The sequence below is a fragment of the Kordiimonas lacus genome, assembly GCF_001550055.1.
Lineage (GTDB): Bacteria > Pseudomonadota > Alphaproteobacteria > Sphingomonadales > Kordiimonadaceae > Kordiimonas > Kordiimonas lacus.
Map to the genome: position 1 here is coordinate 496,354 of NZ_LRUA01000002.1, position 24,138 is coordinate 520,491.

Here is a 24,138-nt window from a genome sequence, read left to right on the forward strand (position 1 = left end):
ATTTGAGATACGCTAATTTGTGAATGGTTCAAGTCAGTTATTTCTAGGCAGCCAGTTTTATGCCGACTGTAGCAGGGCTTCTATCTCTACGGGGAAAGGTTGTGCTTCGGTGATGGTCAACTGCCCGTTATAGCCATTTGCGGCCAGGGCAGAATTGAACAGGTCAGAAGCTTCATGGCGGAGCGCCGCCGGCAGAGGCTTTTCTGATCGCATCGCAAGGTCGAAACGATTCTCTCTGACAAGGCCATCCAGCTGAATGGCGCCAAGAATGGAGAATTGGACTTCGACGACGAAACGCTGGGCATCTCCATTTTCATCGTCCTCGCCACTCATATTGTCTTTGCCGCTACCTGTACCCTCTTCTCTCGGCGGCGGTCCGAACAAGAAGGCTACCAACGGCATGTCAGGAAAGCGCAACTCTAGAGGAATTAGCATGGGCCTCCATTCACGCGTCGTGTCAGTGGCAGCAAGCATCAAGCGGCTCAGCTCTGACTTCATTGCGTCAAAAAGTGACTTGTTGGCCTGTTCCAGAGCCCGGGATGCCTCTTGCCCCAACCAAGCTTCGGGGCTGCCACGTCCGGCTGCACTCAGGAAAAATAGCAGGCTGTTCACCAATTTCCCGCCGCCTTGGGCACCTTTGCTTGCGAGTTGGCCGGCCAAGGCAGGGTCAGCACCCAATACAGTGGCAAAGCTTTGCTCGAGCGTGGGCCATTGATGGGCCCCCAATGTGCTGAGGGCGGAGCCTGCGGCCAGTTGGGAGGCCACGTCTACCAGGGGCGTAGGTAGTGGGCCGTGCTGCAATTGTGTGGCTTGGCCGGGCAAGATGGTAATCAGGTCTTCGGTGGTGGGGCGCATGCCGTTGGGCATTGTCAGAAACAGGTCACCGCGCGTAGTTTCTATACGGAAATCAGCGCTGGGGCCTTTTGGGGTCAGAAAGGCTCTGACTGTGTGCACGGCCTTGACCTGGGCTTCTCCTGGCGCGCCCGTTGGAGAGGTGTTCTGGCTGACCGTGATCCTTACGGGCCTGCGCTGGCCAGAGCCCGGCGAAGCCAATATTGCATTGAATGTCGCCTGTTTGGTTTGCTGTGCCGTGACTTGGGATTCCTCAGCGACTGATACCTTTATCTGTTCGCCAGAAAGGTTTTGAGCCTGGGCCAGTGGGATTATAAAATTTCCTTTTGACGTTTCGATGGTCGCAAGCGTTCCTGCTGAGGGACCAAATGCGGATATGGCCAACGGAAGGGTCTTAGCCTCATCTGGCGGCAGTGGGCGAACCGACAGAACTGTCGCGACTTGTGCTGGCGAGACCTGACTTATCCTGGCATCCATCACCTGAAGAGAAAGCGCTTGGCCTGACGCTGAAAATGCCTTGATCGATGGCCCCAGGCCATCTTGAGGTCCAGGTGTGCTGATTTCAGTGAGGGATGATCTGGGAATAAAATGGCTGGGGTCAAAGGCTTTTGGCAGGCCTATCTCCTGGCCTCCTGCTCGCATGTATCCTGCGCCTTTGTTGTTACCCTGCTGGGCTGCGATCAGAGTGGCCAGGTCTGGACTACTGTTGCGACTTGCGAGGAAATCTGGATTCCCAGTCTGTCCCGGGTTCGACCCGCTTTTTTGGGTTGAAGCTGTGGCATTATCTTCCGTCGAAACACTGGATATCGATTGATTGGCGTTCAAGGAAGCCGAGTTGCTTGATTGCGGGGTGCGTCCCAGCACATTCACCAGTGTGTCTGTAGGTGCCAGTGAGCTTGATTTTGTTTGGGCGGTAGGTCCATATCCAGTTTTGGTGGGCAGCGGTGCGGTGTTCGGTACTTGTTGGTCCGACGCCGGAGTTGATGGCTGTTGTGGTACATGAATGGCAATGACGATTAAAGAAAGCCTTACCGGAGGGTCAATGATTAGACCGTTTCGCTCGTGGAGGTCTGCGGATACTTTGTGTCCAGCTTCAACGATTTCCAGTTTAACGTCATCTCCGGGACGCAATCCGGCATCAGGTCGCAGAGCGAAGGTTGCTGTCTCGGTTACAATGATTGGCCGGCCTTCGTTATCGATCTTGCTGACCTGTTCCTTGAGGCGTTCGCCAACTTCCAGGTGGGCTGCAGTTGCAGAGATTGAAACGGCGGGTTCGCGGCCCCGCAGTTGTTCGGCCTGTTCATTTTTTGCGGACTGATCGCCCTTGTGCTCGCGCGCTTGTGTTTGCGCCTGCTGCGGATCCCTGGACACACTGCTGGTTTTGCCGGTCGTTCTCGCGACCGGTTCGACGGGTTTTGGCAGGGGTGGCCCGGAGATATCACTCATTCCGCAGTCCTTTTAACCCGGGCTGCTGAAAGGACGGTTTATCGTCCGGTAATTGCTGCAGCCAGAGCTTTGATGTCCGTTGCCGCCTCCGATTGAGGGTGTCTAATCAGAAGAGGCACTTGGGACCTTATCGCGTCAACGACTTTTGGGTCATTTTTGATAATACCGCTAAGTGGTGGTGAAATCTTCAAAAAACCTTCGCAAGCTCGTTTGATGGCTGCAAAGGCTTTCTCGCCTTCCTTCTTGGATGCGACGTTGTTGACCACAATTGAAATGTCAGCTGTAGGGTTGCGCATATGAGTTACTTTGATGAATGCATAGGCGTCTGTCAGGGATGTCGGATCTGCGGTCATAACAACAAGAACGCGCCCCTTGTGCTTGGATAGCGTGGTCACAGAAGGGTCAATGCCCGCGGCCAAGTCCAGCAAGACATGGTCATAATTGTCTGCGAGACGGGTCAGGTCGCTACGCATGCCGACAAGTGTTTCCTTGGACAGTGATCCAAGAGCTCCTGACCCGGATTTACCGGGAAGAACATCAAATCCGGCGCCTGCAGTATCTTTAAAGGGCGTAATGATATCTGCCATCGCAGCATCTTTTGTGATCACTTGGCCGAGGTCTTTGTCTGGCATCATCCCCAATTGGATATCGACGTTGGCTAGACCCAAATCACCATCAAACAACAGAACCTTCTTGCCGGCATGCGAGAGGGCGTGGGCCAGTGAAACCGAAACCCAGGTTTTACCAACACCACCTTTACCCGACGCAATTGTGATCAAGCGTCGCTCCAACGTTTCTTTGCGATCTGTAGTCACAGGGTCATTCATGATTTCTTATCCGTCAGTGGGTCGGTTTTGCTACGACGAGGTAGGGCTGTAATCAGCTTGGAAAGCGCCATCGGTGTGGCCGGATCAAGGCCATCAGCCACAAATGGACTTCTGCTGAGTGCTGCCAGGGATAGGTGGCCGGGCCGAGCGGCCATGATGATGCTGGCGTAGCGACGCGAAGCATCCAGGCGAGTGGCAATAAAGCGCTGGCAGCCCAGCCGGGAAAATACACCTGCAATTTCCTGGGCATCCAGCGCATCAAGCCCAGCCGGCATCACCAGTACGGGCTCAGCGTCTACGGATCTTATGAAGCTCAATATTTCGCGTAGATCGTCCATATCGAACGGGTTGGTTCCTGGGGTATCAATGATAGTCAGCCCGCTTTTATTACTGCTTGAGCGGACCACAGCGCTTAGTTCTTCCGGCGAAGCCGCAGTTGAAACCGTTTGTTTCATTAGCTGAGCAAAGTGATCCAGTTGCTGGATACCTGACGCCTTCACGGTGTCTGTGGAGATGAGCTTTACGGGGCGTTCATGAAGAACGGCATCTGCTGTAAGTTTGGCTGCGCAGATAGTTTTCCCAGCCCCGGGTGGGCCTACAAGCATGATTGGCCGCGTGGTGCTATCCGTCAGTGGGCTGAAACGAATGGATGTCTCAAGGGCAACGGAAAAGGCGTCAATAAGGCTTCCACCATCAACCGCGCGGGCAGCCTCGCTTATATGAGATGCCGTTTCAAACGGGAGTCCATGATGGTTCAGTACTGCGTTTATGTCAGCTACATCAAAATCCCGAGATTGCGGGACTGGGTGCGAAATCTCGAACGCGGCAGGCGTTTGTTTAGGTTCGGGAGCCGTCTCAGGTGGTGCAGGTGTTGCTCCCGCTTCTAGTGCCGCCGTCACTCGTACGCCACTCTTGCCTTCCTCTATCTGAATGATAATGGCATCCGGCCCCAGTTCGTTCCGGACCAGCCCCATTACCTCGGACATTGTCTTGGCATGAAAGGTTTTTAACCGCATCGCGTTTGTTTGTCCTTGTGCGAGCCGACCTAGGCTCAGCTATCGCTTAAATTTGGCCGAGAGTTCGAATTTTTGCCTGCGGATGAATTTCGTTCTGGCTCATCACAACGGTGGCGGGTCGGAAACGCTCAACAATTGACCGAACATATGGGCGAACCAGTGGGCTTGTAAGCAGGACAGGCGCTTCACCGCGTTCTGCTTGCTGGTCATATACCATACGAACTGAATTGATAAACTCTTGCAGCCGTGTAGGGGCCATCGCCAATTGCTTTTCTTCGCCCTGGCCTACAAGGCTTTCTGCGAAAGCCTGCTCCCACTCTGTTGAGAGGGTGATGAGGGGTACCAGACCTTCCACATTTGAATAGGCTGCGCAAAGCTGTCGCGCCAGTCGCGTACGGACGTGCTCGGTGATGGAAACGATGTTTTGCGTGAAGCCTGTAGCCTCGGCGACGCCTTCGAGAATTGTAGGAAGGTCGCGAATCGAGATCCGTTCGGTGAGCAGGGATTGCAGAACCCTTTGGATGCCAGACGTTGTGATTTGATTTGGCACAATATCGGCCACCAACTTTTGGTGATCTGATGGCAGGTCGTCCAGCAACTTCTGAGTTTCCGCATAAGACAGCAAGTCAGACATATTGTCCTTGATAACCTCTGTCAGGTGAGTGGTGATCACCGTAGCCGCGTCTACTACTGTGTAGCCACGGAAGCTGGCCTCTTCGCGTGCGCCGGAGTCCACCCAGGTGGCAGGTAGGCCGAACGCAGGCTCGGTTGTCGCCTCGCCTGGAATCTGAACCGGTTGGCCCTGAGGGTCCATGACCAAAAGCATACCCGGCCGGATATCACCGCGGCCAACTTCGGTTTCTTTTACACGCAAAACGTAGGTGTTCGCCGGTAGCTGCATATTATCCAGAATACGGACAGAAGGCATTACAAAGCCCATTTCTGTCGCCAGCTGGCGCCTAAGGGCTTTGATCTGGTCTGTTAGCCTGAAACCGCTATCGTCATTGATCAGCGTGAGCAAGCCATAGCCAAGCTCAAGCCTGAGCTGGTCAATGGCAAGTGCTGACGAGATTGGCTCCTCGGCCGGGACGGCAGATTTCTTTTCTGCATCCTCTGCAATTGCAACTTGTTGGGCTTCAACAGTCTTCTTGTTCGTCAGCATAAATGCTGAAACGCCCAGGATGGAGCCGAACAAGGCAAACGGCAGAAGTGGCAGGCCTGGCATCAAACCCATTGCGAGCAACAGTCCACTCGAAACGCCCAAAGCCCTAGGGTAGCCGCTGAGTTGGCCAAACAAGGCTTTGTCTGTCGCGCCGGAGATACCTGCTTTCGTCACAAGAAGCCCCGCAGAGGTAGACACGATAAGAGCGGGAATTTGTGAGACAAGGCCGTCACCAACCGTCAGGATCGTGTATCGATTAACGGCATCACCGAAGCTAATATCGTTGATGACCACACCTACAATGATCCCGCCGACGATATTAATGATGGTAATCAGGAGGCCGGCGATGGCATCACCGCGTACGAACTTCGCGGCACCGTCCATCGAGCCGAAGAAAGTGCTTTCGTCCTCCAGTTCTTGCCGTCTGCGCCGCGCTTCGGGTTCATCGATCAAGCCGGCGGACATATCGGCATCAATGGCCATCTGTTTGCCAGGCATGGCGTCCAGGCTGAAGCGTGCCGCTACTTCTGCGATCCTTCCCGAGCCCTTCGTGATAACCACAAAATTCACAATGACGAGGATGGCAAAAACAATGATGCCAATGACAACTTGTCCTCCCATCAGGAAGTTACCAAAAGCCTCGATCACTTTCCCAGCAGCATCTGTACCTGTGTGGCCTTCAGCCAAGATCAACCGTGTGGATGCCAGGTTCAGGGATAGCCGCAGCATGGTGGCAATAAGCAGAATGGTCGGAAAACTGCTCATTTGCAGCGGCTTCTGGATAAACAGGGTTGTCATCATCACCATGACCGAGAAGGTGATTGATGCCGCCAGCATGATGTCGAGCAACCAGCCAGGCATCGGCATGATCAACATCATAATGATGGTAACCATTCCAAGGGCAAAGGCGATGTCGGAGCTCTTCAGGCCGGCCATCACTGTGCTGAAGCTCATTCCGCCTTGCTGCCCACCTGGAGCTGAATCATTCATTTGCTACCACTCATTCAGTTGCCCAAAACCCTGCACTAGACAGAGGCCCGATGGTTGCTATCACCGGGTTGTGGAATCGAAACACCGTCTGCATGATATTGGTTCAATTTATTTCTGAGTGTTCTGATGGAAATTCCCAAAATATTCGCAGCATGGGTACGGTTGCCAAGGCAATGCTTCAGGGTATCGATGATGAGGTCTCTTTCAACTTCAGCGACAGTTTTGCCAACCAGAGTTGCTGAAACTTCAGGGTCCACGCCGCTATCGTCGTTGGTATCACCATAGGCAGGCCCTTCCGGAGCACGACTTTCGCCAGACCCAGTAACCGCGAGATTGCCACTTGCATCCGGTAAAAGAACTGCAGCGGCGGAGATCTCATCACCTGACGCCAGCAGTACTGAACGGTGCATCGTATTTTCCAGTTCACGAACATTCCCGGGCCAGTTATGGGCTTTCAGAACCTTCATTGCATCCGCGCCGATGGGCCGCTCTTCAACTTGGTTCACTTCCGCATATTTCTTGGCGAAATATTCAGCCAAGGCCTGGATGTCTGAAGGGCGCTCCCGCAATGGGGGCACCCGCAGATTGACCACATTGAGGCGGAAGAAAAGGTCTTCGCGGAACTTGCCGTCTTTAACCTCTTGTTGCAGATTTCGGTTGGACGTCGCGACAATTCGAATGTTGACATTCACCAACTTCGAGCCGCCGACACGGTCTATCTGGCGCTCTTGGATGGCGCGTAAAAGCTTGGCCTGCAGACGAACATCCATTTCCGAAATCTCGTCCAGCAACAGCGTGCCGCCGTCAGCTTCCTCGAACTTGCCAATCCGCCGTGCAACAGCACCGGTAAAGGCCCCTTTTTCATGGCCGAATAGTTCTGATTCCAGAAGGTTTTCTGGGATTGCAGCACAGTTTACAGCGACAAAGGGTTTGTTCGCTCTGCGGCTCTTCTGGTGCACAAAGCGCGCCATGACCTCTTTACCTGTACCGGATTCGCCGGTGATCAGGATGCTGGCTTCCGATGGCGCAACTTGTTCCGCGAGCGCTGCTACATTTTTCATGACGGCATCACGGTAAATGAAAGACTGACTATCCTCAGCAACGGCTTCCAGAACTGCGGCAATCAGTTCAGCATCTGGTGGCAACGGAATATACTCTTTCGCGCCCCCACGAATGGCGGCGGCGGCCGTCTTTGGATCCGTCCCAATGCCGCAGGCAACAACGGGGATTGAGAAATGTTCTGCCCGGAGTTTTGGGATGAGCGAGGGGATATCCAGAGAGATTTCAACCATCAATAAGTCTGCGCCACGGCTCCGCAATATCGATAGGGCGGTATCCGTGTCCGGCGCGTGGGTGACTTGGGCACCACGATCCATTGCAATCTGGCTGGCCGCACCCAATTGGCCATTAAGCGTTCCTACAATCAGCAGTCGCATTTTATAGTCTCCGTTACGTCAATCCACACACTAAGCGGATCACACGCTTCATAGCTGTTATTGCCTGGGCAATTGACGTTTTCGCAAATGATCATTTGAAAAATGTTATCCTTTGGGCAGGCGGTAAAACGGTATTCAGGAGCATCTCAAGGCGCCGCGGATTTTCCTTGCGACGAATAGATGTTGCTCCCATGGCATAAAGGTTGTTCACCAGTGCTTCTTCGTCTGTACAGTGCTCGGTCTTCGCCGCGAGCGGGATGAAGAAAAGATGAGCCATCAGGGCACCGTAAAATGTAGTCAGCAAGGCGACTGCCATGGCGGGGCCAATCTGTGCAGGGTTATCCAAATTACCCAACATCCGCACCAGTCCGATAAGCGTTCCGATCAATCCCATTGCCGGAGCAACATCTCCAGCGCGCCGAAGAAAGTCGACTGACCTCATGTGGCGTGAAGAAGCCGTGCTTGCCTCACGTCTAAGGATCTGTTCGATCTCTTCCGGTTCAGTAGCGTCCACCACCAACTGAATGGCTTTCATCAGAAAAGGTGTGTCTTTTAACTTGGGCAATAAACGTTCCAGTAACAAAATATCATTGTGTTTCCGAGCTTCCACAGCGATCTTCATGATCTTGATGGCTTCTTCGGAGGGGTCGCGTTGGCCATGACGAAGCAGCGTCCATATGTTGACTGGCAATGTCATCATTTCCTGAAAGCGGAAGCTTATGGCTGTAACAGCAAAGGTTCCCAGGACGACGATCATGACTCCCTGGAGGTTGATGAAGGCCCATGGCGACCCACCAAGCCAAATGGCGCCTGCAACCAACAGGAAGGCTGTCAACATACCTAAAATCGTGCTCATAAGCCGTCTGTCCCCCTTGAAATCACGAACTTAGTTCGCGCCGCCGTCCAGCTTGATGATTTCTGTCATGGTCACGCCCAAGTGGTCTTCTACGAGCACGACCTCTCCGCGGGCTACCAGCCGGTTATTCACATAGATATCAATTGCTTCGCCGACTTTTCGGTCCAGTTCGACGACCGCTCCCGGCGCTAGTTTCAGCAGTTGGCTCACCTCAAGGGTCGATTTGCCAAGGACAGCCTGAACCCTAACGGGTACGTCAAAGACGGGTTCCAATTCCTGGGCGGACCGGACCTGTCCATCTTCTTTGGGGGCAAGGTCAGGACTGCGGCTGGATCCATCGTCCAGATTTTGCAAGCCAACGTCGCCTGAATTTTCGTCTTCGTTTGCCATTCAGTAATTCCTTATTCAGGTCCACCCGATGCTACTGGTTCAGCAGCGTCGTCATTCTCAATGATTGGTTCTTTTCCGGCTTCAGCCTGTGAGCCGCTGTCTGCATCAGACATGACGAAACGTTGTACGGCTGTTTCTACTTCTCTCATGATGGTGTCATGTTTTCTTTCCGTGCCGCCGTCAGGCCATTCAACTCTGCAATCCTGCGGGCCTAGCCCAGGTTCTCCGATCAGCACGATATCGCCCGGAAAGCCAGTTGATGCCTTCAGGTCTTCCAGCCGTTCGTTTACCGGGTCCAGCAGTGCCTCGGATACCCGCACAACCAATCTGGGCTCCTTGTGGGTTGTCGCCAGACAGTCTTCAATCAGGGCTTCGATTTCAGCCATCGGGTGTGCCCGGATCAATGCAGGAGATAATTTTGAAGCAATTGCATATGCCAGTTGAACCATGTCCTGCTTGATGCCGGACTCGAGCTGAGACTTCTGCGAAAAGAGTGCATGGGCACCTTGAGCAATCTGGCTCAGGGTTTCCTTCGTTGCAGCTTCAATATCCTGCAGCGCCTGATTGCGGCCTTCTTCGAAGCCGTGGGCATATGCCTCCGACTTGATCGTTTCAGCATCCGCGCGCAGCCGTTCAAGCTCCTCATCGAAGCGGCTTTTGGCACCGCCATCAAAGGCTTGATCAAATCGATATTTTACAGGTTCAGCCATTCGTCATCATATCGCTTCTAATAGATCAATTCGTCTTCGCCTTTGTTATCCGACAGCAGAATTTCACCTGCTTCAGCCAGATCCTTGGCTTTGTTTACCATATCCATTTGGGCTTCATCCACATCCCGCAGGCGTACAGGACCCATGGCTTCCATGTCTTCCCGAAGGATTTTCGCGGCCCGCTCCGACATATTGGAGAAGAACAGATCCCGCAGGGTGTCGGATGCGCCTTTCATTGCGAGAGCCAGTTTGTCCTTGTCCACATTTCTGAGGAGTGTCTGAACGCCACTTGGGTCCAGATTGGCAAGGTCTTCAAATGTGAACATCAGCGCACGGATACGCTCTGCAGAGTCTCTGTTTCGGTCCTCGAGAGCAGCCAGGAACCGGGATTCTGCGCTGCGATCAAGGAAGTTGAAGATCTCCGCGATGGTTTCGTGACTGTCGCGGCGACTGGTTCGCGCCAGATTGTTCATAAACTCGACGCGAAGGGTTTGTTCAACCTTGTCCAGAATATCCTTCTGAACGGCCTCCATTCGAAGCATCCGCATGATGACTTCCATCGAGAAATCCTCAGGCAACACAGACAGGACGCGGGCTGCGTGTTCAGCTTTAATCTTTTGAAGAACAACAGCAACCGTTTGCGGATATTCATTCTTGAGATAGCTGGCGAGAACGACCTCGTTCACATTGCCAAGCTTGTCCCACATGGTGCGGCCAGCTGGCCCCCGGATTTCATCCATAATCTGCTGCACGCGGTCGCCGGGCAGCATTTTCGCAAGCAGCCTTTCCGTGCTGTCAAACGACCCGTTCAAGTTCCCAACGGTTGAAACTTTGGACGCGAATTCAACAAAAAGTTCCTCGACATCCGTTGCCGCGACTGTGCCCAAAGTCGACATATGTTGCGACAGTTCCTTGATCTCGTCTTCCGACAGACCTTCCCAGATGTTCCGCCCATGCTCATCACCGATCGCCAGCATAAAGGCTGCGGCTTTCTGGGCTCCGGACATTTTGGTCAATTCTGGCATTTTTACACCTGTTTCAATTTAAGTCGCAGGGTAGCGATATCATTCGGCATAGAGCCACGTCTTAACAATTGCTATTGATTCATCCGGATTGGACCTGATGATGTCAGCGACCTTCTTGATCGCAGACTCCTGAATACGGCCTTCAACCTGGGCTACATCAATTTTGGCGTCTGTGCGCATGTCGTCACGCACTAGTGCGCCGGTCTGCTGGGCGTATCTTACTGCAGCGGCAGCGTCTTCGTCGCCAGCAGCGGCAGCGGCCATAACTTCAGCAGTCACTGCACTGCCAGGGCCCATAATTGCAGGCGCTTCTTTCGTCCGGTCTTCTATCTGTCCAGGATCGGGCTGCGCAGGCGCGTCGGGAATTGCTTCAACCAGGCGCATAACCAATGGCCGGACGACCATCAAAATCACCAGGATGATTGAGATAATGACGCCGCCTTGGGTAACAATATCAAGCAAGTCCTGTTTATTCAGGCCCAGTAGGCTGAATTCCTGTGTGGCCTGTGTGATGGGTGCAGGATCGACAAACCGCATTGATGTAACCGTCACTTCATCGCTCCGGCCAATACTGGCATCGTCAACGAACGGAATAGCGGTCAAAACCAAACTGCGGAGCTGATCAATTTCGGCCTCGGGCCGCTCTTGATAACTCACGGTATTGCCTTCTTCGTCCAACTCGCGAATGCCATCAACCAAAACGGCCACCCGAAGCTGGGTTATTTCCCCCGGCTCTTTGATTGTTACGGTTTCTGTTTTCGAGTTTTCGAAGTTTGTGACTTCTTCTGTCTTGCTGGCCGTGTTTGACGGCGAGGAGCCAATCCCTTGTGCGTCAGGAAGATTGTTGGCCGTGGTTACTTGTCCGCCTACCTGGTCCGTCTCACGCGATTCTTCCTCGACAACATTTTGGGACAGAATGACCTGATTGTCTGGGTCAAACCTGACGGCGTTGGTTGTGGTTCTGCTCATATCCATTTGAACGGAAACTTCAGCACGCACGCGACCGTCCCCGACCCGGCGGGCCAACAGTTGTTCGATTTTATTGCGGTACATGCGTTCTTTTGCGAGGCGTGCTTCCTCAAGACTTGTAAAGCTGGAAAACTCGCCTTGCTCGCTGGCACCGTCCACAAGTAGGCGGCCCGAGGTGTCTGAAATTGTAACCCGCTCGGGAGAAAGGCCCGGAACTGCGGTTGCTACCAGCGACTGGATTGCCTGAGCTTCGCGTCGGCCGAGGCCTGCGCCGGTCGTGCGGATCAGGATTGAAGCTGTAGGTTCAGATGCTTCGCGCTCAAAGGGGCGCCGTTCCGGCATCACGATATGGACACGGGCTTCGCTGACAGAACCCAAATACTTGATGGTTCTGGCGATTTCGCCTTCTACCGCTCGCACATAGTTTACATTCAGTTCGAAGCTTGTGCGGCCAAAGCTGCTTTCCTGGTCAAAGATTTCTTTGCCAACAACACCACCCGTTAGACCATCACCAGCCAGGGTCAAGCGCAACCGGTCAACCTGATCGCGCGGTACCTTCAGAACCCGACCACCTGCGTCAGTCTCATAGGGGATGCCCTCAGCTTCCAGGCGTTGTGCGATCGTCGAAGCATTCGCTGGGTCCAGGTCAGTATATAGCACTGTCATGGGCGCGTTTTGCCAACGGCCCACAATGGCAATGAAAAAGAAAACCGTCAGGGCACCTACTAGGCCGATAAGGATCAGCCGACCGGTGCCGAGATTTCGAAGAAATTGCAGAAAATTTTCCAACGCCCACCTCGGATACAAACACCCAATGGGGATACTCGCCCCAAGTTCACTCTTCAAATTAGTCTGTCAGAGTAAACAGATAGTTAAATCTAGGCAATTTTTGCCTATAATTGTAAAGGAAAAAGTCGAGATGCGTTGAAATTTGTCGATGGATGGGCGGCTAATCAGTTCGATATTGCTGTACGCGGGTGGCCCGAAGCCCGGGCAGGCCGTTCTTGGTGATGGCTTGTTGCCACGAGAGGAATTCTTCAACCGAGAGAGAATAGCGGTTGCAGGCTTCTTCCAGGCTCAGCAAGCCGCCTTGCACCGCAGCTACCACTTCGGCCTTGCGGCGGATAACCCATCTCTGGGTATTAGCCTTCGGGAGATCGGCAAGGGTTAGGGGCTTGCCAGTAGGTCCAATGACATTTGCTCTGCTCGTTCCATTTTGCATAAGATAGTACCTCACCCTAGGTGGTAGGGCGATTATAGGATCAGGTCCTTTAAAAAAACCTAATGGCTACAGTTAAAAGGCCGTTAACTTCTGGCTCCATGCGAAAACCGGGCAGCCCATGGCTACCCGGTTTCGTGCAAAAGAGTGGTTTCAGGCTAGGTTAGCCCAAGTCCTAGAGCCTGGTCAGCTCTTCCAGGATCTCATCGGAAGTCGTAATGATCCGGGTAGAGGCAGAGAAGGCACGCTGTACCTTGATCAGCTCCGAGAACTCGTTGGCGAGGTCAACGGTAGACTGCTCAAGCGAATTTGGTGAGATCGAACCCGCACCGCCGCGACCGGCCTGCTGGAACGATGGGTCCCCGGACAGGTCCGAGAGGCCAAAGGCATTGCCCTGACGGCGGGTAAGGCCGTCAGCGTTCTGGAATGTGGCGACCGGCAGTTTGAACACTGTCAGGGTCAAGCCGTTATCGAAGATCGCGGTTACAGACCCGTCTTCACCGATGGACACACCGTTGACGTTTTCAAAATTCGCACCGTCCACGGCGGAGCTCAGCAGGTTTGATGAGTTGTCGGTCTGGGAGAAACCATCGGATTCGCCATCTGTACCGAAGTCAAAGGCGATGGAGCCACCTTCGACGGCAACAGTTGCGCCATCTGCGGTGCCAGCATAAGTGAAGGTCAGGGATTCACCTGCACTTAGGTCTACTGCGGTGCCCGTGATGTCATTCATCGTTGTGCTGGCCAGATCAATCGAGCCATCATCGTTGAAGATAAGCTGGCCGCTGCCAATGAGACCGTCAGTGTGCGGATCGGCGCCGGACTGCGATAGCACGCTGTCATCGTCAAAATACAGTTCATACTGCCAGGTGTTGGCACCGGCATCAGTTTTCGCTGCGGCAACAACAACAGTGTGCTGGCGTCCAAGCGAGTCATAAACCTGAATGTTGGTTTCAAGTTCCGGCGAGATGGTGCCAGCAGCCAGATCACCTGTACTATAAGTGGTGTTATCGATATCCGTCGCACTTGCGTTCACGTTGGCACGCAGCGAAACATTTTGTGTCGCGGAACCAAGGCTGTTCAACTCATTGATGTTGATTGGGCTCAGTTCGCTCAGGTCGTTCTGGTTGGTCGTGATGCTGCCGTCTGCTGCAACCGGCCACCCCATCAGATACAGGCCTGCTGTATTTTTAAGGAAGCCTCGGGAATCCTGCGTGAATGACCCAGCGCGGGTATAGAGAACTTCTCCATCTGTGTCTTCTGCGCCAGTGCCGTCCCGGACGACAAAGAAACCATTGCCGTCAACTGAAAGGTCTGTCGCCGAAGCAGACGGCTGCAGCAAGCCCTGCTTGGATACCAGTGTATCCGAAAAGGCGCGGACACCACCTGGTGAGTATGATGAAAGGGCTGCCGTCTCGGTCACGAGGGTCGAAAAACGGGCCCGGGTTTCTTTGTAACCAATCGTGTTAACGTTGGTGATGTTATCGGCGATGACGCCAACGCCCTCTGTAAAGGACTGGAGGCCTGATACGCCTGCTGCCAAAGCAGTGAATGCCATTTTACTTCTCCTACACTCTTTTGCGTTTTCGCGTGCTTTGGGCTTTCTGCTCACTAACCGGGCACTTCAGTCCGGAATTCAATTCAGCTAGTTCCGATGAACAAGCTGCAAGATATCCGACTGCCCAACTTCATTCGGGCCGACGGTAAATATTGGTTCAAGGCCACTGGTGTCGACGGCGGTAATCGTGTCCCTCACCGCAATTGGTGGGCTCAATGCGGCGCCGTCAGCGTTCGTGGCTGAAATGTTCAGGGTGTATTCCCCGGGTGCTACTGGGTTGCCGGCAGTGTCGATACCCGCCCAGTCGAAGGTATGGAGACCAAGCGAAGTCGAACCAGCCTCTGAGTATACAAGGGTGCCAGTTTCACTGCGCACCTGAACAGTCAGGTCCTCAGTTGCGGCGGTATTCTGGTACTGCCACGTAATCCCGCTGGAGCCGTCATGGTCGCCTTTATTGCCCATGATCAGGGCATCGCTACCAAGGAAGGTGGCGGCGCTTGCAATGTTATTCATTTCCAGTAGTGACTGGAGCGACTCCAGGTTCTGGTTGGTCTGGATCTGTTGTTCCACGCTGGAGAACTGCACCAGCTGGTTGGTAAACTCGTTGCTGTCCATTGGATCTGTCGGATCCTGGTTCTGGAGCTGCGTGGTAAGCAGGGTCAGAAAATCATCGAAATCGTCAGCGAGTTTGGCCGCAGAGTTATCACCCCGCGTCGTCCCGGTTCCGGTTGCTGATGTAATGCCTGTAAGATCTACCATAATCTTGCTCTCATTTCGGGCCTGAATTCAGTCCCGTTCCTTAAACTTTAATATCCAAGCCGGTTTCCACGCTCACGTTGGCGAGAATCGTCTCAAGGGGAACTTCTTCCTCCAGAAGGTCATCTTCGGCGGTGGACGCATTTTGATGTCCCATGCCGGAACGTGCTGCCAACTCGTCGCGCATCTTCTCCTGTTGGACAGCTTCAGCGAACGCGCGCCCTGCGCTTTCCTGATCGTTGGTGTCCAGGCTGAATTGAATGCTGCCATCTGTTTTATGGCCAGCGGCTTCGATCGCTTTCTCAAGGCCGCGGGTGTCGCGCTGCATAAGCTCCAATGTTTCGGGGCGTTCTGCCATGACCTGTGCGTGGACGCGCCCCCCTTCAAGGAAGCTCAGCTTCACGCGCACGCGCCCTAGTTCCGCCGGATCAAGGCGCATGGTGAATTCTTGCTGGCCGTCTTTAAACGCTTTGGTGACATGCATGTTCAGCTGTTGGCTGACCTGATGAGCAAGCTCCGGCGTTGGTTTGCCGCCCAAAAGTGACATGCTTGCCATGAAGCCGGTTTCCCCTTTGAGGCCAGTCAGTCCCGCCGCCACGGCATTTGCCGACGTACCATCAAGGAAACCGGAAAGGCGTTCTGGGGTCAGTGGCGCGTGAGATTCGCGTGCGGGCAGTGGTGCCTGGGTGTCCGGCAGGGACTGGACAGGTTCGACAGGTTTTGCTGTTGCCGCGTCTTTCACCGTGGCAGACGAAGTTGCTGCTCCAAGCTTGAGGTCAAAGGCCTCTTTTCCGGCGTTCCCGGCTTTATGGCCGGTTTGTAGGTTACGGTCCGCAACTGTCGCTTTGGGTGCCGCTGCTGCCACCTGCTGCTGGGCTTGCTGTGTCATCACACCATTGCCTTCAGCGTCATTCGATTGAGCTTGTGCGCCGGCTGCTGCGGGCGTGGGCTGCGCCTGGTTTGGTTGCGCTGGTGCGTCAGACACCGCCTGTGGCGTCGGAGGTTGGATCGGCGCAGGTGCGCTGACCGGCGTGTCTGGTGATCCAGCTATCAGCGCAGAAGGCTGGCCCGAACCAGCGGCCAGGGCTTGTTCAACGGTTGGCACAGCTGCTTGGCCTGTGGCGCCATTCACTGCGGGCCCGACCGCATCAGGGGTCACTTGGACGGCACTGCCATCTGCAGTCTGCGCCAGGACAGGTGCATTTTCTACTGCCGCGCCAAACAGGCCTTGTGCGGCATCAGCGGGCAGAATGTGGCTATTGCTGGACGTGCCGGCTTGAGCAACTGCGGCCAGTTCTTCCGATGAAGGAAGAGCCGGTAGCTGCTCCAGCTTCAGGCCAAGTTTCTCAAGCGCTGCTTGAGGCAGCATAGGGATGTCTTGTCCAGCCTGTTGTCCGCCGGATGCGGACCATACAGGTATTGCCGGATTGCCTTCGCTGTTGGCAAGGGCCGCCTGGATGGCGAGGCCGGAAACGCCGTTTTTCGCCAGCAAGGCTGAATTCGGATTGCTAGCAGCGTCGCCACCAGAACCCGCTGGTGTCAGGGCCATCAGTTGATTGGTCTGCATTTGGGCAGACATCGCATTGGGCGCCAATGTCATTTGAAGGCTGGCAAGCATTTCAGCCTGGTCGGCAGTCAGGTCCTGCGCGGGGGCCATTGTGCCCATTTCAATAGCCTGCAGGGCTTCGGCAAACTGGGCCGCAGAAACGCTAGAATCGCCTTGTGCGGTGCCCGATGACTGCCCTGTCCCGATCAATCCAGCGATGGCTGGAGAGGGGGAGGTGGCAAAGCTCTGCATTAATTGATCAATAGGGTTCATGTCTAACTACCAATTTGTTCGCCTCGTTACCCGGCAGGGTTTCGTTCGACCAGATAGAAGCAAAGCGCGGGCCAGTTTTTGTGAAAAATGTGAAACGCCTTGAATCCCAAGGACTCTTCGTATTGGAAGGCCTATTCTAATCGAGCGGGTGAGCGGTTCTTGCCGGGCAAAAATGGGATCATTCATGCCGAATGGGCGGAATCACTTGCCTCCGGAAGCCCAAATGCCTATATCCACAGCCAAGGAGCGAAAGCTGACGAAAGTAGTAAGATAATGCCAATGAGCCATGACCAAACAGAATTGAACAGCCTGGGCTTTCCAGGGGCACCAGCCGACACCCGCGTGGTGGTGGCCATGTCCGGCGGCGTGGATAGTTCTGTGACGGCCGCTCTTCTTAAAGAGCAGGGCTATGACGTGGTGGGCATTACGCTGCAGCTGTATGATCACGGCGTCGCGGTTCAGAAAAAAGGCAGCTGCTGTGCGGGGCAGGATATCCATGATGCCCGCCGCGTGTCCGAGGCGCTGGGCATCCCGCACTATGTGCTGGACTATGAAAGCCGCTTCAAGAACCAGGTGATGGAAGAGTTCGCCGATAGCTATATCAAAGGCGAGACCCCGATCCCGTGCGTGCGCTGTAACCAGACTGTGAAATTCAAGGACCTGCTGGACACCGCCCGTGACCTAGGCGCCGACTGTATGGCCACCGGCCACTATGTGCAGCGCGTGGTGGGTGAGGACGGCAAAGCCCAATTGGTGCGCGGCATTGATAACGGCAAGGACCAGAGCTACTTCCTGTTCGCGACCACACAGGAGCAGATGGATTTCCTGAGGTTCCCCCTTGGCCATATGGACAAGGAGCAGACCCGGATCGAGGCTGAGCGCTTCGGCCTGACCGTTGCCGACAAGCCGGACAGCCAGGATATCTGCTTCGTGCCCGAGGGCCGCTATGTGGATGTGATCGAACGGCTGCGCCCCGGCGCGCTGGAGCCCGGCGATATTGTCGATATCGACGGTAACGTCCTGGGCCAACACGAGGGCATCGTGAAATACACCATCGGCCAGCGCCGCGGCCTGGGCATCGGCGGCTTTGAAGACCCCATCTATGTGGTCAAGCTGAACGCCGAGAAAAAGCAGGTCATCGTTGGCCCCAAGGAAGCGCTGCTGACAACCGAGATCGGCGTCAAGGACGTGAACTGGATTGGCGAAGACGTGCCGGCTGACGGGCTGGCCGTGATTGCCAAAATCCGCTCCACGCGCCCCGGTGTGCCGGCAAGAATTTTCCTTGAAGGCGGCCGCGCCCGCGTGCGCCTTGATGAGCCGGAAGCCGGCGTTTCACCGGGCCAGGCAGCTGTCTTCTATGACGGCGACCGCGTGCTGGGCGGCGGCTGGATCGACAGCGCCACCAGCGCAGACCCGCGCCTCGCAGCCGCCTGATCCCCCAATAAAAAAGCCCCCGGCAATCCTGCCAGGGGCTCTCAACGCACTGAAATATTTGATTATTCCGCAGCCTGCATCACGCCTTCCGGGTGATGGAACCGCTTCATGATCCGGTCCCGCTTCTTGGGGTGGATATAGGCTTTGGTCATGTCATAACCATGCTGTTCGGCCACGCGCTTGTCCATAATAGCGAACCAGATGGGCGGGTTCCAGGCGGCCATGAACATGGTGAAATAGCCCGCCGGCAACTGCGGCGCGGTATCAAAGTGCCTCAGGCACTGGTACGGGCGCTCGGCATGCGCATGGTGGTCCGAGTGGCGCTGCAGGTGATAAAGCATCACGTTCGACACCGTATGATTGGCGTTCCAGCTGTGATGGGGCTGAACGCGCTCGTATTTTCCGTCGTCGCGCTTGGGGCGCATCAAGCCGTAATGCTCAATATAGTTGGCGGATGACAGCATCAGGTTCGAGAGAAGCGCACCAACAAGCAGGTACGGCAGCACGATCCAGCCCAGCCACAGCACGAAGGCCGCATACATGCCAAGCGTGATCAGCGTGTTCAGGAACACTTCGTTCTCAAGGCTGAAAGCCGACTTGCCCTTACGGCCAAGACGCGTTTTCTCAATGGCCCAGGCGCGCTTGAAACCGCCAGGAAGTTCATGCAGAACAAAGGCATAGAAGCTTTCGCCCATCATGGCGGTGGCACTGTCTTCGGGCGTTGCCACCTGCACATGGTGGCCCAGGTTATGTTCGATCCGGAAGTGGCCCATGCCGCACAGACACAGGAGGAAACGCGCCACATTGATGGAAGTCCTGTCCCGCCGGTGGCCAACTTCATGCGCGGTATTGAGGGCCCCCGCGCCCATCAAACCGTTGGCCACAGTCACCGCGATATAGGCGGTGAGCGTGAGATCCATGTTGGCCACATACCAGGCGCCGACAATCCACACCAGATAGGCGGCGGGCAGGGCACTGAAGGCCGACCAGCGATAGAAGGGGTCGTCCCGGAGGCGCGGGATGGCTTCCTTCGGCGGGTTCGACGTATCCTCGCCGAACGCCATTTCAATAATGGGAATAAGGACATAGAAGAAAACAGGCGACAGCCAAAGCCAGGCTTCAAGCCGCGTATCGGCATACAGATACCAGCTCAGAAGCGGAATGCCGGTCAACAGGACCGGCAGCGGCCACAAATACCGTTTGGTGTCGCGCCAGTCGGCCGCGGCAGTTTCAGCAGACATTGATCTCTCCCTCATGTCCCATTTGGCGGTATCCTCTCATTTATTGATAATATTGTCAATAGAGCGCCGGGCGGCCCAAAAAGGGCACACGAAGGGCACACCCATAGGGCCCAAATGGTCGCAGAAATCTGCGGTTCGCAAAAGGGCATGCCCAAAAGTGCCCGTGCCCCAGTGTGCCCAAAGGGAGGCCAGGGCGTTCCCGCCCGGTTCCCATGCTGCAACAGGTGCCTCACTTTGCTGCTTGATCCCGCCCCCGCGCGGCGGGTAGAACAAAGCTATGGGGCAATAGGGGTTTGTATGAGTGACAGGCAGAAACGCACCCGGCTGAGCCCGGAAGAACGCAAGCGCCAGCTGCTGGACGCGGCGGTGGAACTGTTCGCGGAACGCGGCATCGGCGAAGCCAAGCACGCCGACATCGCCAAACGCACCGGCGTGTCTGTTGCCACCACCTTTGTTTATTTCCCGACGCGCGAGGAACTGATCGACGCCGTGCTGGATGACGTGGCCGAGAAGAACCTGGCGGTGTTCGATGAAGTGGACCCCACTGGGCTGACGCCCGCCGAACTGCTGACGGCGCTGGCGGAACATGCCACCAGCCGGCTGGACGAAGACCGCGCCTATGCGCAGGTGTGGCTGAACTGGAGCACCAATTTCGCCCCGCACATCCGCGAAAAATTCCTGGAATGCCAGAATATCGTGCTGGATAAGCTGACGGCCATTCTTGATGCCGCCACGCCCGGCAGGCAAAAGGGCAAGGGCGCGCGCGACGATGCCCGTATTCTGCTGGCCGCCAGCCAGATGCTGACAGTGATGAAGCTGGACGGCATTTCAAAAGAACGCCGCGCCCGCTTTACCGAACACACCATCGACGTGGTGCTGGCCTACACGGGCGAGAAATAGGGGTAAACCCTCCGTCATGCTGAACTTGGTTGGCGTACCGCCAGCTTCGCAAACAGCATCCACGCAGTGCCTGATGCAGCCACACCATGGAAAGGCTTGTGCAATGGACCCTGAACCAAGTTCAGGGTGACAGACTATATAATATGGTATCGCGGCGGGCAGCTTCCGACCCAAGGCGGACATTTCCATATACCTCCTACTTTGCCAGCCTGAAGGCAAGCGAGACGAATGAAGTTGATTAGTTGCAACCTTATGTAACAATAGGAGGCACCTTTTTTGGAGGGCTTTGCGGCTATGACAATTAAAACATCTGATACGCCCTATACCGAAAATATGGCGATGCAGGATATACTCAGTTGGTCTGATACACGTCCAGGCTGGCAACAGGATGCTCTTCGCAGGATCATTTTGAATGGCCCTCTTTCTGATAGCGACCTGTCAGAACTAGAGGCTATTTGTGTGGGAGAGGAGACCGAATTCGAGCCACTTGAAGAGCACCATTTGGGCAAAGGTGCGGCTAGCGGTGATTCAATTTCGATAACAGAAATAGCAAATCCAAAACAAGTTAATGCTCTAGCTGAAAATCAAAAAGTTACTTTCCATTCTGGCAGCTTAAATATCGTATACGGTGATAACGGCTCCGGTAAGTCCGGTTACGTTAGGATTTTAAAGCACGCGTGCCGTTCCCGCGATTCTAATCCTAAGATTTTGCGAGATGTAACAAATAGAAGTAGCGAGCCCCAATCCGCGACAATTCGACATCAAAGAGGCACTGTTTCCAATGAATTTGAATGGGCGCCAGAAAAGGCACCAAATTCAGATCTGTCATCTGTCAGTATTTTTGATAGCAGAAGCGCAAATATACACGTCGAAAAGACCAATGACCTAGCATACACACCGTTTCCAATGCAGGTTTTTGAGCAACTTTCATATGCTTGCACAGAAATAGCTAGTCGGATAGACGCACGGATAAAGAACTATCGAGCACAGACGCCAGCTTCAATTTCTGCGCCCAAAGTGAATGCCAATACAAAGGCCGGGCAGTTTTTAAGGCAACTTTCTGCAAATTCATCTTTGGATATTCTTGATAGACTAACCAGTCTCTCACGAGACGAGCAGGACGAATTTACAGGGCTACAATCAGACTTGGCGCAATCACCTCAAAAGGCCGCAGCGAGATTGAGGGCTCATCATGATCGTTTAAGCGCTGCGATTAACTGTGTGCGCAACTTGCACGACGCGGTAAATGACGATGCCGTTTCCGCAATTCAGGCCCTGTCATCAGATTTGGCTGACAAACGTGCATTGTCGAAAACCGCTTCAGAACAACTTTTTTCGGCTTCTCCGCTTCCTGAAATCGGAGAAACGCTCTGGCGCAACTTGTGGGAAGCCGCCCGCGAATATGCAGATACTGACGCGTACCCCGATAAGAAATTCCCTGACGCTGAACCCGAAAAGGATTTGTGCGTTTTATGCCAACAACCCTTATCCGAAGAAGCCGTCGGTCGCAGAAATACTTTTGAATCGTTTATTAAGTCTAGAACGAGGGCGAACGAAAAAGCCGCACAAAAAGCTGTTGATGATGCTCGCAATGAATTCAAACAAGCATTTGTTTCTTCGGACTTTTCCCATTCTTTGAAACGTCTCTTAGAGGATGAAATCGGTGCAGCTTCACTGGCGGAAAAACTACGGTTAGTACTTGTTACTGATCGACTCCGGTATCGCAGTATTTGTAAATCAGAGCTACCCAAGACGCCGCAGGTCGAATTGCCTGAAACAGATATAAGGTCAATTACGGACAGTCTATCCTTACGTGCTAAACAACTTAGCGCTGACGCAAACAGCCCAGAGCGCGTGGCTGTAATGAGCCAATACGAGGAATTAGAAGACCGCAATACACTAGCCGACCTCAAAGAGGATATTATCGCTGAGATTGAAAGAAAATCTGAGATCGCTTCTCTGGAAAAGGCGAAAAAGACTACAGCGAAAAGAACCGTAACTGACAAGAATAAAGAAATTTCTGACAAGCTTATAACTGATGCGTTACGTGGGAGATTTGCCCGTGAGGTTACAAAATTAGAAATTGGCTCAATGCCGATTGAGCTGCAAAAAACGGATCGCAACGCTCAGACCTATTTTAGAGTTTGTTTTGTTGAAAACCCCAGTGAACCTGTTGGCGATGTTCTATCTGAAGGAGAGCACTGAGCTGGTCCCCAAAGCTTGGACAGTTTCAGGGCTAAATTAAGCTACAGTTTCGGTCTCTGATCATTGTTTTCCATTGTTGGTTCAGGCTGCCTTGTCTGCCGCTTGGAGGACCGGGCCGAGGCCCGGGCCGGAGAGCGGCAGACAGCCGTGATAGATTTCCTTCGGCGTACAGCCCGAATGGGCGCTATGAGGCCTGAGGCGGTTATAGAAGTCAACCCAGGCCCGGATGCCTGCCCGGACCTCCCGGCCACCCTCGAAGGCGTGCAGATAGACGCACTCATACTTGAGGCTGCGCCACAGCCGCTCGATGAAGATATTGTCCATGCACCGGCCCTTGCCATCCATCGAGATGCGAACCCCGGCCCCGCGAAGCCGCTGTGTCCAGGCCCATGAGGTGAACTGGCTGCCCTGGTCGGTGTTGAAGATCTCGGGGCTGCCATACCGATCGAGCGCTTCATCGAGGGCATCGAGGCAGAACTGGACATCCATGGTATTCGACAGCCGCCAGGCCAGCACCTTGCGGCTATGCCAATCCATGACCGCCACCAGATACAGGAAGCCCCGCGCCACAGGAATGTACGTGATATCGGCACACCAGACCTGATTGGGTCGGTCGATCCGCAAGCCCTTCAATAGATAAGGATAGCGCTTGTGCCGGGGATGCGGTGCGCTGGTGTTGGGCTTCTGATAGATCGGCATCAGGCCCATGAGCCGCATCAGCCGACGCACCCGCTTGACATTGATCTGATGGCCCTTGCGTCTCAGATGCCAGGTCATCTGGCGGACACCGTAAAAGGGCGTATCCAGGAACTGCTGGTCGATCTCGCGCATCAGGTCCAGGTTCTCGGGGCTCTCGCCCTTTGGCTGATGATAGAAGCTCGATCGGCTCAGCGACAGCAGTTGACACTGGCGGGTGACGGACAGCTTGGGTCGGCGCTCAATCATGGTCCGCCTCACTTCTCGGTCCATGGCTTGAGCGCGTTCACTAAAAAATCATTCTCGATCGTCAACTGCCCGATCTTGGCGTGAAGGTCTTTGATCTTGCCCGGATCGACCTCCGCTTCCTTCTTGGCGGCCCCACGCTCGAAGATGCCGGCGGCATTCTCCAACAAGGCCTTCTTCCACTGGTGGATCATCGTCGGGTGAACCCCGAACCGGCTCGACAGTTCCGCAACCGTCTGTTCGCCTTTCAGCGCCTCAAGCGCCACCCTGGCCTTGAAGTCGGGCTTATACTGTTTCCTCTTGGACATATTTGGTCTCCGTAACTGAGACCAGAAAACACGTTTCCATAGCTTACGTCACTGTCCGATTTCCGGGGACCAGCTCA

At 54.6% G+C, this 24,138-nt stretch carries 19 protein-coding genes; 3 read left to right on the top strand and 16 right to left on the bottom strand.

Annotated elements, in window-relative coordinates; genetic code table 11:
- Window positions 1-57: 57 nt before the first annotated feature.
- The 14 genes from KORLAC_RS03445 to KORLAC_RS03510 form a co-directional block, all read right to left on the bottom strand.
- Window positions 58-2,298, bottom strand: a complete 2,241-nt coding sequence (locus tag KORLAC_RS03445; protein WP_068303022.1) for a hypothetical protein — start codon at window positions 2,296-2,298, stop codon at window positions 58-60.
- 38 nt (window positions 2,299-2,336) lie between these two features.
- On the bottom strand, window positions 2,337-3,125 hold the full coding sequence (locus KORLAC_RS03450; protein ID WP_068303024.1) for a MinD/ParA family protein: 789 nt from the start codon (window positions 3,123-3,125) through the stop codon (window positions 2,337-2,339).
- On the bottom strand, window positions 3,122-4,141 hold the full coding sequence (locus tag KORLAC_RS03455) for a flagellar biosynthesis protein FlhF (RefSeq protein ID WP_068303026.1): 1,020 nt from the start codon (window positions 4,139-4,141) through the stop codon (window positions 3,122-3,124). Before KORLAC_RS03455 ends, KORLAC_RS03450 begins: the two co-directional genes overlap by 4 nt.
- Window positions 4,142-4,187: 46 nt before the next feature.
- Entirely contained in the window at window positions 4,188-6,293 is a 2,106-nt protein-coding gene (gene flhA / locus KORLAC_RS03460) for a flagellar biosynthesis protein FlhA (RefSeq protein WP_068303031.1), read from the bottom strand.
- 35 nt (window positions 6,294-6,328) lie between these two features.
- Complete coding sequence (flbD, locus tag KORLAC_RS03465) at window positions 6,329-7,729, bottom strand: sigma-54-dependent transcriptional regulator FlbD (protein ID WP_068303033.1); 1,401 nt, start codon at window positions 7,727-7,729, stop codon at window positions 6,329-6,331.
- A 91-nt stretch (window positions 7,730-7,820) separates the two neighbouring features.
- The gene (locus KORLAC_RS03470; RefSeq protein WP_068303034.1) at window positions 7,821-8,585 is read right to left on the bottom strand and encodes a motility protein A; all 765 of its coding nucleotides are present in this window, start codon (window positions 8,583-8,585) and stop codon (window positions 7,821-7,823) included.
- A gap of 30 nt (window positions 8,586-8,615) precedes the next feature.
- Window positions 8,616-8,975, bottom strand: a complete 360-nt coding sequence (gene fliN / locus KORLAC_RS03475) for a flagellar motor switch protein FliN (protein WP_068303035.1) — start codon at window positions 8,973-8,975, stop codon at window positions 8,616-8,618.
- 11 nt (window positions 8,976-8,986) lie between these two features.
- Complete coding sequence (locus KORLAC_RS03480; protein ID WP_068303036.1) at window positions 8,987-9,685, bottom strand: FliH/SctL family protein; 699 nt, start codon at window positions 9,683-9,685, stop codon at window positions 8,987-8,989.
- Between the two features lie 17 nt (window positions 9,686-9,702).
- Complete coding sequence (fliG, locus tag KORLAC_RS03485) at window positions 9,703-10,710, bottom strand: flagellar motor switch protein FliG (protein WP_068303039.1); 1,008 nt, start codon at window positions 10,708-10,710, stop codon at window positions 9,703-9,705.
- A 39-nt stretch (window positions 10,711-10,749) separates the two neighbouring features.
- Window positions 10,750-12,525, bottom strand: a complete 1,776-nt coding sequence (gene fliF / locus KORLAC_RS03490) for a flagellar basal-body MS-ring/collar protein FliF (RefSeq protein WP_082714483.1) — start codon at window positions 12,523-12,525, stop codon at window positions 10,750-10,752.
- A gap of 103 nt (window positions 12,526-12,628) precedes the next feature.
- Complete coding sequence (gene sciP, locus KORLAC_RS18625) at window positions 12,629-12,901, bottom strand: CtrA inhibitor SciP (protein ID WP_074519365.1); 273 nt, start codon at window positions 12,899-12,901, stop codon at window positions 12,629-12,631.
- A 172-nt stretch (window positions 12,902-13,073) separates the two neighbouring features.
- Entirely contained in the window at window positions 13,074-14,456 is a 1,383-nt protein-coding gene (locus tag KORLAC_RS03500) for a flagellar hook protein FlgE (protein WP_068303048.1), read from the bottom strand.
- An 87-nt stretch (window positions 14,457-14,543) separates the two neighbouring features.
- A complete protein-coding gene (locus KORLAC_RS03505) occupies window positions 14,544-15,215 on the bottom strand; it encodes a flagellar hook assembly protein FlgD (protein ID WP_068303055.1) in 672 nt (223 codons plus the stop codon).
- A gap of 40 nt (window positions 15,216-15,255) precedes the next feature.
- Window positions 15,256-17,031, bottom strand: coding sequence for a flagellar hook-length control protein FliK (locus KORLAC_RS03510; RefSeq protein WP_082714484.1), 1,776 nt, complete (start codon window positions 17,029-17,031; stop codon window positions 15,256-15,258).
- Window positions 17,032-17,310: 279 nt separating this feature from the next.
- Here KORLAC_RS03510 and mnmA point away from each other — a divergent pair, with 279 nt between their 5' ends.
- Window positions 17,311-18,465, top strand: a complete 1,155-nt coding sequence (gene mnmA, locus KORLAC_RS03515; RefSeq protein ID WP_068303067.1) for a tRNA 2-thiouridine(34) synthase MnmA — start codon at window positions 17,311-17,313, stop codon at window positions 18,463-18,465.
- A gap of 62 nt (window positions 18,466-18,527) precedes the next feature.
- On the opposite strand, the gene KORLAC_RS03520 is transcribed toward mnmA, so the two are convergent.
- Window positions 18,528-19,706, bottom strand: coding sequence for an alkane 1-monooxygenase (locus KORLAC_RS03520; protein WP_068303074.1), 1,179 nt, complete (start codon window positions 19,704-19,706; stop codon window positions 18,528-18,530).
- 297 nt (window positions 19,707-20,003) lie between these two features.
- On the opposite strand from KORLAC_RS03520, the gene KORLAC_RS19135 reads away from it, so the two are divergent.
- Together KORLAC_RS19135 and KORLAC_RS03530 are read left to right on the top strand one after the other, a co-directional pair.
- Complete coding sequence (locus tag KORLAC_RS19135; protein WP_068303078.1) at window positions 20,004-20,606, top strand: TetR/AcrR family transcriptional regulator; 603 nt, start codon at window positions 20,004-20,006, stop codon at window positions 20,604-20,606.
- 294 nt (window positions 20,607-20,900) lie between these two features.
- Complete coding sequence (locus KORLAC_RS03530) at window positions 20,901-22,811, top strand: AAA family ATPase (RefSeq protein WP_139167529.1); 1,911 nt, start codon at window positions 20,901-20,903, stop codon at window positions 22,809-22,811.
- An 81-nt stretch (window positions 22,812-22,892) separates the two neighbouring features.
- On the opposite strand, the gene KORLAC_RS03535 is transcribed toward KORLAC_RS03530, so the two are convergent.
- Window positions 22,893-24,061, bottom strand: a protein-coding gene (locus tag KORLAC_RS03535) for an IS3 family transposase (RefSeq protein ID WP_420913266.1) whose coding sequence is annotated in 2 segments (ribosomal slippage) — window positions 22,893-23,791 and window positions 23,791-24,061 — 1,170 coding nt in all. Because the reading frame shifts where the segments join, the coding sequence is not laid out codon by codon here.
- Window positions 24,062-24,138 lie beyond the last annotated feature (77 nt).